Below are 15,825 nucleotides of genomic sequence, written 5' to 3' on the forward strand. Positions count from 1 at the left end.
TGAAATCTATTTTTATTTTATCATGAAAGAAGAACTTTGTCGGTTATGTCGAATAGTAAAGATGATATCGTCTTATTTTAAAAACCACCTAGGATTAGGTGGTTCAAAAATTTATCTAGCTTCTAAAATAGCAACATCCCTACCTGAAAGATCACTTTCAATATAGCCTGAAGCAAGATATTTTTCAATTACTTGTTTTTCTTCTGATTGACCTTCTAAAATTGAGCGATTAAAAACAACATAATCAATAGTAAGGTCTACTTCTCGATTATTATGATAGAAAAGATCATAAAGTTCTGAATTTTTTGATAAAGGTGTCGTATATGAGGATACCGTCACAACTCTACTATTTTTTGGTATTTTAGCTAAGGTCTTTTGAATCGATTGATAAAATTCAGTGTCGTTTTGATAGGATTGATAATCATACTTTCTAGGGCCTATCATTGTTACAAAAAACGAAAGGCTTGCTAATATTGATAAGGTGATGAAAAAGCTTGATAATTGTTCAAATGAGAATTTTTTGGTTCGAAACAGATACACTTTTCTTCTTTGCCAATGTTCAATGGTTATGATAGACATAAAAAGAATAAGCGTGCTCGACCCAAAGTGATATTGTTTAAATAAGTCGACTTGATAAGGCCAGTCACTGACAAGATTGATGACCAAAAGGGGTAACAATAAAATATACGGGCGCCATGAAACTTGTAGCAAGGGTAAAAAGGCCTGGCTTGCAAAAATAATCAAGAGATACTTTAACTTTTCATAAGTAAAAATACTTGCTAATGTGAATGCGGGGTTTTTTATGGCATTAAAGACCGCATGGATTAAACCCTCTTGGTCTGTCAGCATAAAATTGGCAAAGCGACTAGTCATTGCCCCAGTGCCAAAGTGTCTTAACCAAGTAATAGCAAAGAAAAAATAAGCTATTGGTATAATAATCTGAAGCCCCAGTATTACTTTTTTTACCTTAGACGTTTGGGGCCAAAGATTTTGTAATAAAAAGAAAGCCCCGATACTTATTACATAAACAATCGCATCTTCTTTGACTGCTAATAATAATAGGGTTGCTACCGCCATCTTCCAGCTCGATTGACTGAGGTCGGCATAAATTAACCATAAAACTAATGGTGCTAAAAAACAATTTTCATGATAGTCATAGAATTGACCGCTAGTCAATGATGGCATCCATAAATAGAGCAAAAGAAAGACAATTCGATACTTCACACTCCACTTTAACTGATTAAGTATTAAATATAAAGGTATGACTCCTGACATTACAATGAGAACTTGAAGCGCTTGAATAGTCAAAGGACTCGGTAATAGCCAATAAACAGGCAGAATTAAATAATGAATAGGAGAGAGATGCACTGCAAAATGTGACAACTTTTCTCCTCTTTCTAAAGTTGTAATAGGCCCCATCCCATTCGCCATACTCTCAAACATCTGCGAAAAAATGCCCATATCATAAGTCGGTGAAGCATAGACTAAAACTCTAGCAATTACCCATAAGCCAACTGTTGATGCATACAATATAATGGACAGAAAGAATATTGCCCATAAACTCCCTGACCTCATTCTTAAATTTAATCGTTCCAGAAGACTTCCACGAGTTAAGAAGTAAGCTAAAATAGCACTTAAAATAAATAAGATTAATAATTTTTTATCCATTGATGAACTATTTGTTACAAATGTTTCTTCATTCAAAAAAACAGCCAGATAAATGAAGCGTATCGCTAAGATAAAAGCTCCTCCCAATACAATGAATTGTTTCTTAAGTCTATTGAAAAAGAGATAGCAATAGTAGGTCATTAAAAGAAAAAACACACCCAAGACGATTACTAAGGATGAGTTTTGCCATGTAAAGAATAGACAAAATATTACTAAGACAATAGTAAAAAATTCTCCTCTTAAATCTTCTCTTGAAAAATGAAAATCGCCCGCTAATAAAAGTGAAAAAACTAAAACAAGCATACTTAAAAAAGAAAATATGGACACTTGATTATCCAGAATGACCAAAACATTGAGTTCAGGACACATCATAATGTTTAAAATCGCCGTTATTAGATAAGCTGATAGAAAGTGAAAGCCAAGTGACCAAGAAATAATTAAAGATTTTTTCTGACTCATCTTGAAATTTACTCCTCTACTTTAATGTCATTCGTTGGGTCTTTTGTAATTTTGAACCTTTCAACCTGCTGGTCAGTAGGAGACTTTTTGGCTGAGCGACCAATTTGTCGTTTATTTAACGACTCACCATTTAGATGAAACATTAAGAACTTGCCGTACTTTTGCTCTAGAAGAGCCCAAGCAATTAAACTTAAGGCAGACAAACTAGTAATGCATGCTCCCAATAAAAGGCCTCTCGGCTGAAAGATCATTTCAAGTTGATGTTCGCCAGCTTCTACTTGAAAGGCCAAAAGAGAATCCCATATTTTTTCGTCTTCTACAAGTTCTCCATCGACCTTCACTTGCCATCCTTGGTCGTACGGAATAGAAGTAAACACCCAAGGGCTATCTTTAATTGTAATCGAACCTCTCACATAGTTGGAGCCCCACTCTTCTATTTGTATGGCCTCTGACTGCCGGTCTTCGATTATTTGGTTAACCTTATTTTGATCCATTTGGTAAATCTTCAGATCTGTCAAATTGAATTGTCGGTCAGCCTTAATAATGATCTCCAACTCTTGTTCTTGACCTTTGGCTTGATGGGCAATATTAAAGACTTGATTGGCTCCGAATTTAGAGCGATAATCGTAATTCTGTCCATTTAATAAAATGTCGACTTCTCCCTTATAGGTTGATAAACTGCGCGGAATATCGACAAAGTAGGAATCATCAGTAGTTGGCGTAAAAATCAACTTCATTGAACCATCCAGTGTATTATCTTCACGAGAAAAGATTTGACCTCCTGATTGTGTCGCTCCATGAATTAAGTTGGTTAAAGTCACCTCGGTCTCAACCAGTTTGAAAATTTCTGTATCATCTGATAGGAGAGCTTGAGCAATCGCATTTTGGTTAGCGATCGGTCGGTTTTCAATTAAATTCAATTGAGCTAACTGATTACTTACTCCAAAAGCAATCGGCAATGTTTTAGGAGTTTGGAAAATGGTAAATCGATCGGTTTCATCTACCTTATTCGCCTCATTAGTAATATCTAGGCGTGTCACATCCGTTGGAAAAATATAAGTCTGATCAATAACAGCTTGATCATCACTTGAAAAGGGTTCATTATTTACAAAATACTTCACTCCGAATAGAGCATCAGTTAAAGGAGTACCATAATAATAAATAGATGCATCAATCGCTGAATTTCCTAGTTCTTCGAACAAATCTCGTGTAGAGCCTTCTAAACTAGAGGTGAAGGTTGTCATTCCAGGATAACTAAAAGTCATCGGATCATTTTTAGACCGATAGAATGTTTTAGAGATACGGTAAAAATCGCTTTTGTCTGGACGAATTTTATCAATAGATTCGTCAATGACATCCAGTGCATTTTCAAATTTAAAAGCATTGTTATGATTTAGTCTTCCCTGGGAAAGATAGGCATTGGCACTTAACTCTCCAAAACTTAATAATAAAACTAGCAGCCATTTAAAGTGAGGCTGTTTTACTAAATAAAGAACCAACCACATTAGCCCAAAAATAAAGGCGGAAGCTTGTCTTTGTTCAGGAGTCAGGAAAGAATATTCCTTGACCATCACTACAGACTGAATTAAGAGGGCAATAGCTATTCCAATGAAAACTTCCTGGCTTTCAATCACTTTATCCTTGAGTCCTTGATAAGCTAATAAGATAAGGAAAAAGACTAGAATCCAAGAAAAACGATAGAAAAAGCCTGCTGGATTTTGTCCCATATGCCAAATCTTGCTAGTGAATTCATGGGTCATAGAAAAGAAGAAGATAGTTAAAACAGTAGCGCTCGCCCATTTATGGCTGGTTTTAATTGTTTTCGATAGGAAATAACTGATTACCCCCACCATAGCTAAGGACCCAACATATATGTTGGGTAAGTTCGGTCCCGCAGACCATGACTCATTATCAAAAGCCCCTATCATTAACTTAGCAAAGATATCTAATGGATTTATTTGTAATTCCCAATCAAAAGATAGAGTCGATTCCAAAGCAGCTTTTGAAAAGAGTAAGTTATAAATGTTAGGCACTAATAATAGAGCTGACAGTCCAATTCCTATTAGAGAAAACATACCTAAGCGAACAACATTTTGTCCTAAAAATTTAAAATAATGGTCTTTATGTACTTGGTAATATTGAACAAACAAATAATAAAAACTATAGAATAAAATAAACAAGCAAATCATATAGCCCATATAATATTGAATGATCATAGTCGAAGCCAAAAGAAAAATGTAGGTGTAAGGCTTTTTACCATCCAGTACATTTTCTAGCGCTACAAGTAGCAGAGGCATTAGCCATAATGCATCCATAAAAATAGGTGTCATTTGATAAGACACAGCGAAACCATTCAAGGCATAGGTGGTAGCCAAAATCAAAGTCAAATAAGGTCTTTTTTGGCCACCATGGCGTTTAATAAGATAATAAGCCATAGATAAGCCCATAGCCCCATACCGCAACCATACCGATAAAAATATAGCATAGGTTATCCATTTCATGGGTAAAATTAAATAAAATATATTGAAAGGACTCATTAAGTAATAAGCCCAAGCCCCAATCATATTTCCTCCAATTGATTTGGTAAAAGAATAAAACAAAGCGCCAAAATCACCTGAATAAAAAGAATTTCGCATAAATATATATAAATCAATAAATTGCTGATTAAAGTCGATAGCTAAGAAAGACTTTTCTCCAAAAGGAAAGAAATCATTAATAAACCACCCTACCAGCATTAAGGCCAAAGGAGCCAAGCCGCTCATTCCATAAATCCATGTTTTTTTCTTCATTCCTGGTCCCCCTTCTTAATATTGCTTTCTTCAATAATATAATGAGGCCTTCCCTTTACCTCATAGAATATTTTACCAATATATTCACCTAAAACCCCAATGGAGACTAATTGAACGCCTCCAAAAAATACAATTGTAAAAATAGTGGTGAAGTAACCTGATACTGCTTGACTCGGATCACTAAAGTAGTTAAAAAGTAACCATATAATATAGAGTCCGGCAATTGCAATACAAGTTAAACCTAAGCCAAAAATCATTCTTAAGGGATGATTAGAAAAGGATAGGATTCCATCTAAAGCGTAGTTTAAAGACTTTTTGAATGACCATTTTGTTTGTCCTGCTTGTCGTAATTCATTTTCATATTCAATGACCGTTTCCTTAAAACCTATCCAAGAAAATAATCCTTTAGAAAAACGATTATACTCTCTTAATGAGGTAATAGCATTAATGGCTGGCCGTGATAACAGACGAAAATCCGAAACACCATCCGTCAATTCGACATCCATCATGGTGTTGGCAACTTTATAAAAGATTTTTGCAAAAAAACTGGTTGTTTTTCGTTCGCCATCTCGACTTCGCTTGGCATTCACCACATCATAGCCTTCTTGATATTTAGCAATCATTTCTTTAATTAAATATGGCGGATTTTGTAAATCTCCATCCATAATAATAACTGCTTCGCCACTGGCATGATCAAAGCCCGCTAACATTCCAGCCTCCTTACCAAAATTGCGACTAAATGAAAGGTATTTAACTCGCTCATCTTGTTCAGCAATTTTTCGCATCAATTCTAAGGTGTGATCGGAGGAGCCATCATTCACATAAAGTAATTCAAATTCGAACTCAACCATTGTTTTCAATTCTTTACTTAAAACTTGGTGAGTCTTTTCGATCATTTCTTCTTCATTATAAAAGGGAATCAAAATTGTTATTTTCAATGTAGGTCTGCCTCCCCTTCAAAATAAATTTTACGTGTCACGAAATTAAAAATCATCACAACAATACCGATCAGTACCTTAGAAATCATTACATCCCACTTGAGCCAATCTACAAAGATCACCAAGCCGATTAGGGTGATTAGCAATCCGATAACACTTAAAATGAAAAAAGCCAGGAATTCTTTATGTCGTTCTCCTGCTTCAAACTTACTTTTAAAAACAAATTTCATAGACAGGTAATAGTTATAAAAGGTAGCTACTACAAAAGCAATGGTTGCGGCAATATGGTGATTAACACCAAATTGATAATTAAGCAAATAGAGGATCCCCATATCTAGTAGGGTCGCTGTCCCTCCAACAAAAACAAAACGAGTGATTTGCTTCATTAATTTTATCATAATTTCCGTCCTTTTCTTTTATGTACACCAATTATTATATACTAAGAGGGGGGGACTTTCATCCTAGCTTAGAAGCTTCAAGCTATTTTAAAGATTTTGTCTTAATAAGGACACAAAAAAGACGATTGAATTTCTGATATGCCCCCTGTCAAGTAGACAGATAAAATATCATTCAAACAATCGTCTATTGTTGTCACATCTTAAAAGATACAGTTTTTAAAGATTTTAAGCTAAAAATGCTAAAAGATTTGAAATTAGTATTCCAATAAATGTTCCCGTACTTACACCTATTAAGGCCATTAATACAGCAATAGGCACTAAAGATTGAGAATAAGCCGCTGCTAAAACTGGTGCAGATGCTACTCCACCTATATTAGCTAATGAAGCCACCCCACATGTGAATAAATCCAACTTAAAAAGCTTAGCTATAATTAACATTAATATGCCGTGAACTAACAAAATAACAAAACCAGTTAAAATATAAGCTGGGGCTTGGGTTAATTCGGCAAAATTTGAAGTAGCTGCAATTAAACCAATTAATAAATATAACAAAACATTAGATAGCTGTGGGGCACCCGGAATCTTACCTAAAGGTGTCATAGCGCACGCTAAACCAATAAAAGTAACGATAATGATTGTCCAGCCTGTTTCAAAGTTACCAGGTAAGTAGCCAGCTATCGTTTGTGCTAGGGCAGTAAAACTAAAAGCTAAACCTAATAACAGTAGAATATGATGATGCTCAATGGCTGTGCTAATTTTATCAAATTTAATAGTTAAATTTTCATTCACTTTATCTATGACAGAGGTGTCAGCCTTGGTCCATTTATTAAACTTTTTAGCAAAAGGTACCATAGCTAACAAGAACATTATCCACATTGAATAATCAATCGAATCAATCAAAAGAGTGTATCCCATACTTTCACTATTAAGATTTAATGATTCCATAACAGCAGACATATTTTGGACGCCACCTACCCAACTACCTGCTAAGGCACCAAGCGTGAGCGGAGCATCCGGCGATAGGATTCCTTTGAATAGGGTGAAAGCGATTACAAAGCCTATTGTAATCGTGATTGTTGCTGAGAAAAATGATAGGATCATTTTCCAGCCTAACTTGGCAATATCTCTTAAATCAGCTCTTAGAAGCATTAGAAAGATCATAGCTGGAAGAATAGCATCCTTAATCGCTCCCCTTGCACCCAAGACTTCCTCCCCTTGCCAAAAACCAAAGGTTGAAAATAACATCGTTCCAAAATAAACTATTATCAGTGCTGGTACATAAGTAAAGAACTTCGAATCCTTATACTTGCTTTCAAGCCAAACCATTACACCTATGAAAAGTAACATGAAGGCGATAAAGTGAAATCCATTCGTAATCATAAAAAACCTCCTTTTATTTTACCACTGTTTGACAACGCTTTCAAAGTGGCTAGTTTTATTTTATATTAATTTTAAAAGTGCGTCAATGAAAAATTTAAGTTTCTCAATATAACAAAAATTAGTAAACTTTTACATATGATAAATCAAAAACTCACAAGTTAAATTCTTAAGAATTTTCAAGTTCTAAGACATTTTGTTGTGAGTTTATTTCTATTTATTTAAGCTCCAACCAAGAATCTCCATAATGATAGTCTACTTTTAGTGGAACACTCAAATCAGCAGCCTCCTCCATCACTTGTGGAACTATTTTTTCTAAGATCGACATTTCTTCTTCTGGTCCTTCAAGGATCAATTCGTCATGTATCTGTAAAATCATGCGTGATTGAAGGTCTTCCTCTTTCAAGCGCTGATCTAAATTAACCATGGCAACTTTAATAATATCAGCCGCACTTCCTTGAATTGGCGAGTTCATAGCAGTTCGTTCTGCAAAGGAACGAACATTAAAATTGGTAGCGTGAATATCCGGTAAATAACGCCGGCGATTGAAGAGTGTTTTTACATAGCCTCTTTCTTTAGCTTCTTCCACAATCGTTTCCATAAATGTTTTGATGCCCGGAAACATTTCAAAGTAACGATCAATAAAAGCCTTGGCTTTTTTACGGGTAATGTTTAAATTTTGTGATAAACCATAATCAGAAATTCCATATACTATTCCAAAGTTAACTGCCTTGGCTTGGCGACGGTGGTCTGCATCTACTGCCTGATCATCTTCTAGGTTAAAGACTCTTCTAGCCGTAGCAGAGTGGATATCTTCATTATTTCTAAACGCTTCTTGCATGTGTTGATCTTGCGAAATATGAGCTAAAACGCGTAATTCAATTTGTGAATAATCCGCCCCAAATAACTTCCAGCCCTTCTTGCTTGGTACAAAAGCTTGACGCACTAGCCGTCCTTCTTCGATTCGGATTGGTATGTTTTGTAAGTTAGGATCAGTGGATGAAAGACGTCCTGTTTGAGTTAAAGTTTGGACAAAGCGTGTGTGAATCTTACCATCTTCTTTAATATAGGGTGGAAGCCCTGCTAAATAGGTCGACTGTAATTTTGCAATCTGTCGATAGGCTAAAATAGCTGGGACAATGGGATGCTTGTCTTTCAACTTTTCCAAAACATCAGCTGCTGTAGAATACCCGGTTTTTGTTTTCTTGATAATAGGCAAGCCTAAATCTTCAAAAAGAACAATACCCAATTGTTTAGGAGAATTCACATTGAAAGTTGAGCCAGCCATGTTATGAATTTCTTCTTCCATTTTTTGCATACGAATTAGAACTTGCTCATTTTTTTCATCTAGAGTTGAACGATCAACCTTTATGCCACCGATTTCAATCTTGGCTAAGGTTTGAGCCAAAGGTAACTCTATTTCATGATAGAGGTCTGTCATCTCTAGTTCTTCTAAACGATTTTCTAATGGTTGTTGAACTGCTTTTAGAGTTTGTAATTTATTGGCTAAATGTTGGTAAAACTGATCCTTATTTTCAGGTAAAGCTCTTTTTGCTCCCTTACCATAGATCGTTTCATCGTATTGCACTGTCACTGGCAGATTTAAAAGATTAGCCACATCCGCAAGTTCTTGGTTGTTTTTTGTATCAATTAAATAAGTGGCAATCAAAACATCCATCATTATGCCATTAATTTGTGTATCGTAACGGGAAGCTATGACCGCTTCACGTTTATAATCAAAAAAGATTTTTTGCTTGTCTTCGTTAGTTAACCACTCTTTAAAAACTTGACTGCTAAAAGCTAAGTCTTCAGGAAGGATGTACAATTGATTCTGTTTAAAGTCTAACCAAGCGACCGCTTTAATAGGGGCAAAGTGATAATTGTCCTGTAAGATTTCACTGTAATACACTGCTTGATCAGGTAAGATAGTGGGTTCAATCCGGTCTGCTGAATCGATTACTTGGATGGAAATTTCAGGTAAATCTTCTGCTGCTTGATTAATCGTACTCGACTCCCCTTGCTCAACTTGCAAGTCTTTCAAGAAGGATTGAAAGTCCATTTGACGATAGAACTCAGCTAAAGCTTGATAATCTGGTTGGTGCAAAAGAGTCTCCTCAATTGTCAATTCTATCGGTGCATCATGAAGAATACGAGCTAAATCTTTACTCATCCTTGCATTAGCTTCATCATTAATAATGTTTTCTTTCATTTTAGAAGCTTTTAACTCATCTAAGCGATCATACATGGCTTCTACTGAACCAAACTGATGAAGTAATTTAAGTGCTGTCTTCTCACCCACTCTAGTAATACCTGGGTAATTATCAGACGAATCCCCCATAAGACCTTTCATGTCAATAATTTGTAAAGGCTCAATCCCCCATTTTTCTTGGATTGATTGAGGGGTGTATGCTTCTAGGTCAGAAACACCTTTACGCGTAATATACACAGTTGTTTTATCACTGGCTAATTGAGTTAAATCTTTATCTCCAGATAGGACAATAACTTGATCTTCTTGGTTTGCTTGATAAGCAAGAGTTCCTATAATATCATCCGCTTCATAATTACTTAAAGAATAATGTTTAATCCCATAGGCTTCTAACAGCACACGAAAATATGGCATCTGCTCTTTGAATTCAGTAGGTGTCTTTTGGCGTCCACTTTTATAGTCTTGATATTTTTCTGTCCGAAAAGTGCCACCACTCTTATCAAATGCCACTAAAACATGGGTTGGCTTAAATTGACTCAAGACATTATCTAACATTCTCTTAAAAGTGAAAAGAGCATTAGTATGAAGACCTGATCGATTTTTAAAACGTTCAATATCAAGGATTGAAAAGAAAGAACGAAAGGCTAAACTCGATCCATCAATTAAAAGTATGGTACGTTTTGACATTATGTCACTCCTTTATTTATGCAAAAAGCCAACGAATTCGCTGGCTTTAAGAATCAAATTACATTATAAATTTTTTACATGAAGACTCGCATAGGCTGTTTCAAATTGACGAGCTAAATGGTCGATATCTCCCGCTCCCATGAATAAAAGGACTTCATCTTTGTAATCCATAAGCGGTGAAAGATGATCTTTCGAAATAATTTCAACTTTTTCATTAATCATTCTAGCTAAATCTTCAATTTTGACATCACCTGATTGTTCTCTAGCTGAAGTAAAAATATCAACTAAATGAACATGATCTGCAATTGATAAAGCTTCAGCAAATTCATTAAGCAAAGCTACGGTACGACTGAAAGTATGGGGTTGAAAGATTGCTACTACCCGTCGATTAGGATATTTTTGTTGAGCCGCATCAATTGTTGCTTTTATCTCACTTGGATGGTGGGCATAGTCATCAATAATAATTAAATCTTCAACTTGTCTTACTGAAAAACGACGCTTCACCCCCTGAAAGCTTGCCATTTGTTCAGCAATGTCTTTAGCCTTAAATCCTTCTAAATAGAGTAAGGTAATAACCGCTAAGGCATTTAAAATATTATGCTCGCCATAAGCAGGAAGGTGAAAGTGTCCAAATTTTTCTCCTTTAATATATACGTCAAAATCAGAGCCTTTTGGCGTACGTTGAATATTATCAGTATAAAACTCTTGGTTATCATTGAGGCCATAGCGATAGACAGGAACATTTGATTGCAATTTAGATAAAAATGGGTCATCCCCCCAAGCGATAATTCCTTTTTTTGCTTGGTGGCTAAAGTCATTAAAGGCTGAAAAGACATCTTCAATGGATTGATAATAGTCTGGATGGTCGAAATCAATATTGGTGATAATCGCATAATCAGGTTGATAGGCCATGAAATGACGGCGATATTCACAAGCCTCTAAGGCAAAGTAGGTAGATTCTTCATCGCCAAAACCCGTACCATCACCAATGAGATAAGAAAGAGGAGCTAGTTTTTTTAAAGTATGGGCCAGCAAACCAGTCGTAGAAGTCTTACCGTGTGAACCTGTGACAGCAATTGAAGTGTATTGTTTTAATAAGTCACCAATAAAGGTATGGTAGCGATAAATAGGTAGACCTAATTCTCTCGCTTTCACTAACTCAGGGTGTTCATCATTAAATGCATTGCCTGCTATAATCGTTTGCCTCGCTTGGATATTATCGGCTGAAAATTCTAGAATTTTGATGGATTGATTTTCTAATTCTTGTTGTGTAAAGAAATAAGTAGCTACATCACTGCCTTGTACATGGTATCCTTCACCATGTAAAACCAAAGCAAGGGCAGACATACCAGAGCCTTTTATTCCCACAAAGTGATAAACAGTATTTTTATCTAACATTATTCATTATCCTCCTTAGTAAACAAGAGAAAGGATTGCTTGTCTTTCACTAAACGTTTGAGTATCTGACGGTCAACTTTTTTCATAGTCCAACACTCTTGATGCCCTTCTTGCATCCGTTGAACTGCTTTCAAGGAATGATCAATATTGGCTAAACGTTCTTCTATTACTTGATTGTCTTGTTTAGTTTTTTCTCTTTCGCTTGTAGACAATGAGTTATTATAATCCTTTTGCAATTTGTTTTCCATATTATTCCTACGATAATCTTTATTATGCAAGAAAGGAATATCATAAGCATAAGAAAACTTTGTCTCATTTGGCTCATTTTCAAACTGTTCATCTAAAGTTTTCTTGCTTTGCATGGCTTGACTAGCTTTTTCAAGTCGGTAATGCTTTGCTTCCCGTCCATAAGCTGTTTGATAAGAGGATGATAGTGGTTTGTCTGAAAAGCTTTCTAATATTCCTGAACCGGATTCAAACCACCGATCAGAAGGTCTATCTGACATTCTATTAGATTCTATCTTCTTTTGAACCTTTTTAAAAGCGGGCTCTTCTAAAGCGTGTTCAGAACTACGATGACTCCCCATACCAAGATGAAATTTTCTTTTCTTGTTTCCAGCTAAGTGATGACCTTTTTTGAAAGCTGGACCTTTATATTCAGAAGTCATAGCGATCTCCTTTGTGATTTTTCTCTAAATTAATAGCTTTGAATTACTTCTGCTAAACTTGTTCCTACTTCAAAATGATTCGGCAATACCCAGATGCCTGGATCATTTTGAATATCTTCTAAACCAAGCTCTCGGGTAGAACAAATCATACCTCTAGAAGGAACACCTCGTAATTCACCAGGCCATATAATTGCGCCCGAAGGCATCACTGCACCTGATTTGGCCACTAAAACTTTTTGACCCTGCGCAATATTAGCTGCTCCACAAACAATTTGTAAGACTTCATCTTCGCTCACTCGTGTTTGAGTAATATTTAAATGGTCAGAATCTTCGTGAGCTTGACATTCTTCAACGAATCCAACCACAAATTTTTCTTCTCGATCGATTTCGACCTCTAAATCAAAGCCTGCCTCTTTAATGAGGTTTTTAACCAGCATTTCTTGTTCTTTATTTAATTTAACAAGACCTTGACCCTCCACTTTAAAATGCTTAGATAAACGATGAATATTAATACCCATCACTTGATCATTTGTCTGATCTCTAATTATGGTAACATCCCCTTTGCGTTCGTAGCTAAGATGATCTTCATCCGTTATTCCATTAGTTAAAAGAAGTACATCGCCAATTCCTTCTTTATTATAAAATGCTAAACTTTTCATTTAATTGCTCCTTTTATGATTTAATAATCGTTTCATAAGTCGTGCGATCAAAATTACGTACTAAATGCAAGAGCATTTCTTTGGCTGCTTCATAATCTGAGATAGTAAATAAAGTTTGATGGCCGTGAATATAACGTGCTGGAACTCCAATCACTGCACTAGGAACACCCTTATTCATAGTATGAGCAGCTCCAGCATCAGTACCACCTTTAGAGAAGAAACATTGGTAGGGAATATTATGGGTGTTTGCAGTATCTTCAATATACTCGCGCAAGCCTTTGTGAGTAATCATACCAGGATCTTGGATTCTCAGTAAGAACCCTCCACCTAATTGCCCTTCACTTTGAGTCGCTTTTTCAATATCATTTGCTGGTGAACAGTCCACCGCTACAAAAAGATCCGGTTGGAATTCATGAACGCCCCCTCTAATACCTCTTAAACCAACTTCTTCTTGAACACTTGCTCCAATAATTAATTCATTATTGAGTTCTTCATTTTGAATTTCACGAAGCGTTTCTAATACAACTGTACATCCATAACGGTTATCCCATGCTTTAGACAGAATTGATTTACCGTTTGCTGTCTTAATAGTTTCCACTTGGGGTACAATTGGATCGCCTAATCTCACTCCAAATTCTTCTGCTTCTTCCTTAGAAGTAAATCCTGCATCAAAAAGAATAGAATCAGCCTTAAGCTGTGATTTAGCGCCTTTTTCTCTTAAGAGATGAGGAGGAACTGCTCCAGATACAACCGGATAATCGCCTTTTTTAGTTTGCAACGTAAAGCGTTGGGCTGAAATCACATAAGGGTTCCATCCACCAATTGGGACTACTCTGAAAAGGCCTCGATCGGTAATTTCACGAACCATAAAGCCCACTTCATCCATATGCGCTGCCACCATTAAACGAGGTGCTCCCTCTTTCTTACTATGTTTGATACCAAAGATATTTCCTAAACTAGACTGATGTATTTCATCAACAAGCGGAGACATTTCTTGATGCATGAAGTCTCTAACACGTTTTTCGTGACCTGAGATTCCTTGTAATTCAGTTAACTTTTTTATTAAGGCAAAAGTTTGATCGTTCATAAAATTTGTGGCTAAGCCACACCCTCCTCATCTTTATTTGACTTATTATTCTCCTTTTATTCTGTCACAAAAATACTTTAAAAGCAATTGGCGTACAAGTTTGAAAAGTATTCTTTAAATAAAATTTATGGTATGATCAAGATAAGTTTCAAAAGCGATAAGAAGTTAGATTACTTATCACAAATAGGAGGAAAGATATGTCTCAAAACAAAAATTACAGCTTACTAGGAACAATTGTGTTGATATCTGGAATTGTTATTGGTGCTGCAGGTACGCTATTATATAAGGAAAATCGCCCCTTAAACGCTGGTAAGGTATTAGAAAGTATTCGTGAAGCCTTCGCGCTTGAAGGAGAAATCACAGGTTCTTGGATCGATTATGACCCTATTGAATATACTACCTACAATTCCCGTCCATTGGTATACACAGGAGGCATCTCACGTAAGGAAAATGACCAGATCGTTCACTACCACTTTGTTGCAGATATCTATACTGGAGAAATTTTAAATACCTTCGAAGCTTAACTTACATACATTTTCTAAGCACTTTAAGGTGCTTTTTCTTATGTTCAAATTTTACTAATCCATTTATACTTTTAAAATAATCTATATATTATTATTTATAATCAAAAATAAAAGCTGTTGACCTAAAAGATTAGCATGTTAGAATAAAGAGTATCACTTTAATGAAAGGAGCGAGGTTATGTACCATGATAGTGAAGAATGGCAAATAACCCCATTGAGCGGAAACACTGGTCAAGCTTATATGGGCGTCAGTAAAGACGAAAAAGTCTTTTTTAAACGTAACACCTCGCCCTTTATCGCTGCTTTAGCTGCTGAAGGCATTACCCCTAAACTAAAATGGACTCAAAGAACTTATACGGGAGACATATTAACTGCTCAAGAATGGGAGGAGGGTCAATTATTAAATAAACAGGATATGGCTAACCAAGAAGTCATTGATTTGATCCGCTCTATCCACCAAAACGATTCTCTTTTGAATCTACTCAAACGCGCAAAAGCTCAGGAGTCGTCACCTCTAGATTTAATAAAGGATTATTATCAAGGTCTACCCCATTCATTAAAGTTTCACAGCTATTTTAATCATATTATCCAGCAGATGGAGCACATGATTGATCGAGATTTTTTAGAGATAGACTACTGCATCTGTCACGGAGATCTTAATCATAATAACTTTTTGTTAACAAATGACCAACATTTATACTTAGTCGATTGGGATAATGTTAAAATTGCTGATCCACTATTTGATATCTGCTATCTACTTTGTCATTATTTTTCACCTACAGAATGGATGCAATGGTTTAATCTCTATGAATTTCCTATTACTGACTCCTTTCAAAAACGGGTAAAATGGTACAGTCTCCTAGCTTGCCTTAATCTGATTAAAGAATATTATGCAGAAGATCGTCATTATCAAGTCAATGAAACTGTTGTTTTGCTAAAAAACATCTATGAAAATTAAAAAGGAGAG

Annotated in this window: 12 protein-coding genes; 2 read left to right on the forward strand and 10 right to left on the reverse strand. The window is 35.6% G+C overall.

What is annotated here, in order from left to right; genetic code table 11:
- Nucleotides 1-111: 111 nt before the first annotated feature.
- From ACQV2O_RS01990 to pepA, 10 genes are all read right to left on the reverse strand, one after another.
- Nucleotides 112-2,127 carry a DUF2079 domain-containing protein gene (locus ACQV2O_RS01990; RefSeq protein ID WP_428874851.1) on the reverse strand — a complete coding sequence of 672 codons (2,016 nt, stop codon included), beginning with the start codon at nucleotides 2,125-2,127 and terminating at the stop codon, nucleotides 112-114.
- 8 nt (nucleotides 2,128-2,135) lie between these two features.
- Nucleotides 2,136-4,916: a YfhO family protein gene (locus tag ACQV2O_RS01995; protein ID WP_428874852.1), complete on the reverse strand. Its 2,781-nt coding sequence runs from the start codon at nucleotides 4,914-4,916 to the stop codon at nucleotides 2,136-2,138.
- On the reverse strand, nucleotides 4,913-5,854 hold the full coding sequence (gene pgfS / locus ACQV2O_RS02000) for a glycosyltransferase PgfS (RefSeq protein WP_428874853.1): 942 nt from the start codon (nucleotides 5,852-5,854) through the stop codon (nucleotides 4,913-4,915). Before pgfS ends, ACQV2O_RS01995 begins: the two co-directional genes overlap by 4 nt.
- Complete coding sequence (locus ACQV2O_RS02005; RefSeq protein ID WP_428873616.1) at nucleotides 5,851-6,252, reverse strand: GtrA family protein; 402 nt, start codon at nucleotides 6,250-6,252, stop codon at nucleotides 5,851-5,853. The genes pgfS and ACQV2O_RS02005 overlap by 4 nt, the downstream gene beginning before the upstream one ends.
- A 225-nt stretch (nucleotides 6,253-6,477) precedes the next feature.
- The gene (locus ACQV2O_RS02010; protein WP_428874854.1) at nucleotides 6,478-7,632 is read right to left on the reverse strand and encodes a DUF819 domain-containing protein; all 1,155 of its coding nucleotides are present in this window, start codon (nucleotides 7,630-7,632) and stop codon (nucleotides 6,478-6,480) included.
- Between the two features lie 214 nt (nucleotides 7,633-7,846).
- Complete coding sequence (gene polA / locus ACQV2O_RS02015; RefSeq protein ID WP_428874855.1) at nucleotides 7,847-10,522, reverse strand: DNA polymerase I; 2,676 nt, start codon at nucleotides 10,520-10,522, stop codon at nucleotides 7,847-7,849.
- Between the two features lie 63 nt (nucleotides 10,523-10,585).
- Nucleotides 10,586-11,920: a UDP-N-acetylmuramate--L-alanine ligase gene (gene murC / locus ACQV2O_RS02020; protein WP_428873613.1), complete on the reverse strand. Its 1,335-nt coding sequence runs from the start codon at nucleotides 11,918-11,920 to the stop codon at nucleotides 10,586-10,588.
- The gene (locus ACQV2O_RS02025; protein WP_428874856.1) at nucleotides 11,920-12,588 is read right to left on the reverse strand and encodes a hypothetical protein; all 669 of its coding nucleotides are present in this window, start codon (nucleotides 12,586-12,588) and stop codon (nucleotides 11,920-11,922) included. The genes murC and ACQV2O_RS02025 overlap by 1 nt, the downstream gene beginning before the upstream one ends.
- A 29-nt stretch (nucleotides 12,589-12,617) precedes the next feature.
- The gene (ytpR, locus tag ACQV2O_RS02030; protein WP_428873611.1) at nucleotides 12,618-13,247 is read right to left on the reverse strand and encodes a YtpR family tRNA-binding protein; all 630 of its coding nucleotides are present in this window, start codon (nucleotides 13,245-13,247) and stop codon (nucleotides 12,618-12,620) included.
- A 13-nt stretch (nucleotides 13,248-13,260) separates the two neighbouring features.
- Entirely contained in the window at nucleotides 13,261-14,334 is a 1,074-nt protein-coding gene (gene pepA / locus ACQV2O_RS02035) for a glutamyl aminopeptidase (RefSeq protein ID WP_428873610.1), read from the reverse strand.
- Nucleotides 14,335-14,531: 197 nt separating this feature from the next.
- Here pepA and ACQV2O_RS02040 point away from each other — a divergent pair, with 197 nt between their 5' ends.
- Nucleotides 14,532-14,858 carry a hypothetical protein gene (locus ACQV2O_RS02040; protein ID WP_428873609.1) on the forward strand — a complete coding sequence of 109 codons (327 nt, stop codon included), beginning with the start codon at nucleotides 14,532-14,534 and terminating at the stop codon, nucleotides 14,856-14,858.
- Nucleotides 14,859-15,036: 178 nt separating this feature from the next.
- On the forward strand, nucleotides 15,037-15,816 hold the full coding sequence (locus ACQV2O_RS02045) for a phosphotransferase family protein (protein WP_428873608.1): 780 nt from the start codon (nucleotides 15,037-15,039) through the stop codon (nucleotides 15,814-15,816).
- The last annotated feature ends 9 nt before the right edge of the window (nucleotides 15,817-15,825 follow it).

It is taken from the genome of Facklamia sp. P13055, assembly GCF_050409445.1.
Taxonomy (GTDB): Bacteria; Bacillota; Bacilli; order Lactobacillales; family Aerococcaceae; genus Facklamia.

Coding starts and splice junctions, on each gene's coding strand:
- ACQV2O_RS01990 (WP_428874851.1), bottom strand. CDS start 2,127: ATGAGTCAGAAAAAATCTTTAATTATTTCTTGGTCACTTGGCTTTCAC.
- ACQV2O_RS01995 (WP_428874852.1), bottom strand. CDS start 4,916: ATGAAGAAAAAAACATGGATTTATGGAATGAGCGGCTTGGCTCCTTTG.
- ACQV2O_RS02005 (WP_428873616.1), bottom strand. CDS start 6,252: ATGATAAAATTAATGAAGCAAATCACTCGTTTTGTTTTTGTTGGAGGG.
- ACQV2O_RS02010 (WP_428874854.1), bottom strand. CDS start 7,632: ATGATTACGAATGGATTTCACTTTATCGCCTTCATGTTACTTTTCATA.
- polA (WP_428874855.1), bottom strand. CDS start 10,522: ATGTCAAAACGTACCATACTTTTAATTGATGGATCGAGTTTAGCCTTT.
- murC (WP_428873613.1), bottom strand. CDS start 11,920: ATGTTAGATAAAAATACTGTTTATCACTTTGTGGGAATAAAAGGCTCT.
- ACQV2O_RS02025 (WP_428874856.1), bottom strand. CDS start 12,588: ATGACTTCTGAATATAAAGGTCCAGCTTTCAAAAAAGGTCATCACTTA.
- ytpR (WP_428873611.1), bottom strand. CDS start 13,247: ATGAAAAGTTTAGCATTTTATAATAAAGAAGGAATTGGCGATGTACTT.
- pepA (WP_428873610.1), bottom strand. CDS start 14,334: ATGAACGATCAAACTTTTGCCTTAATAAAAAAGTTAACTGAATTACAA.
- ACQV2O_RS02040 (WP_428873609.1), top strand. CDS start 14,532: ATGTCTCAAAACAAAAATTACAGCTTACTAGGAACAATTGTGTTGATA.
- ACQV2O_RS02045 (WP_428873608.1), top strand. CDS start 15,037: ATGTACCATGATAGTGAAGAATGGCAAATAACCCCATTGAGCGGAAAC.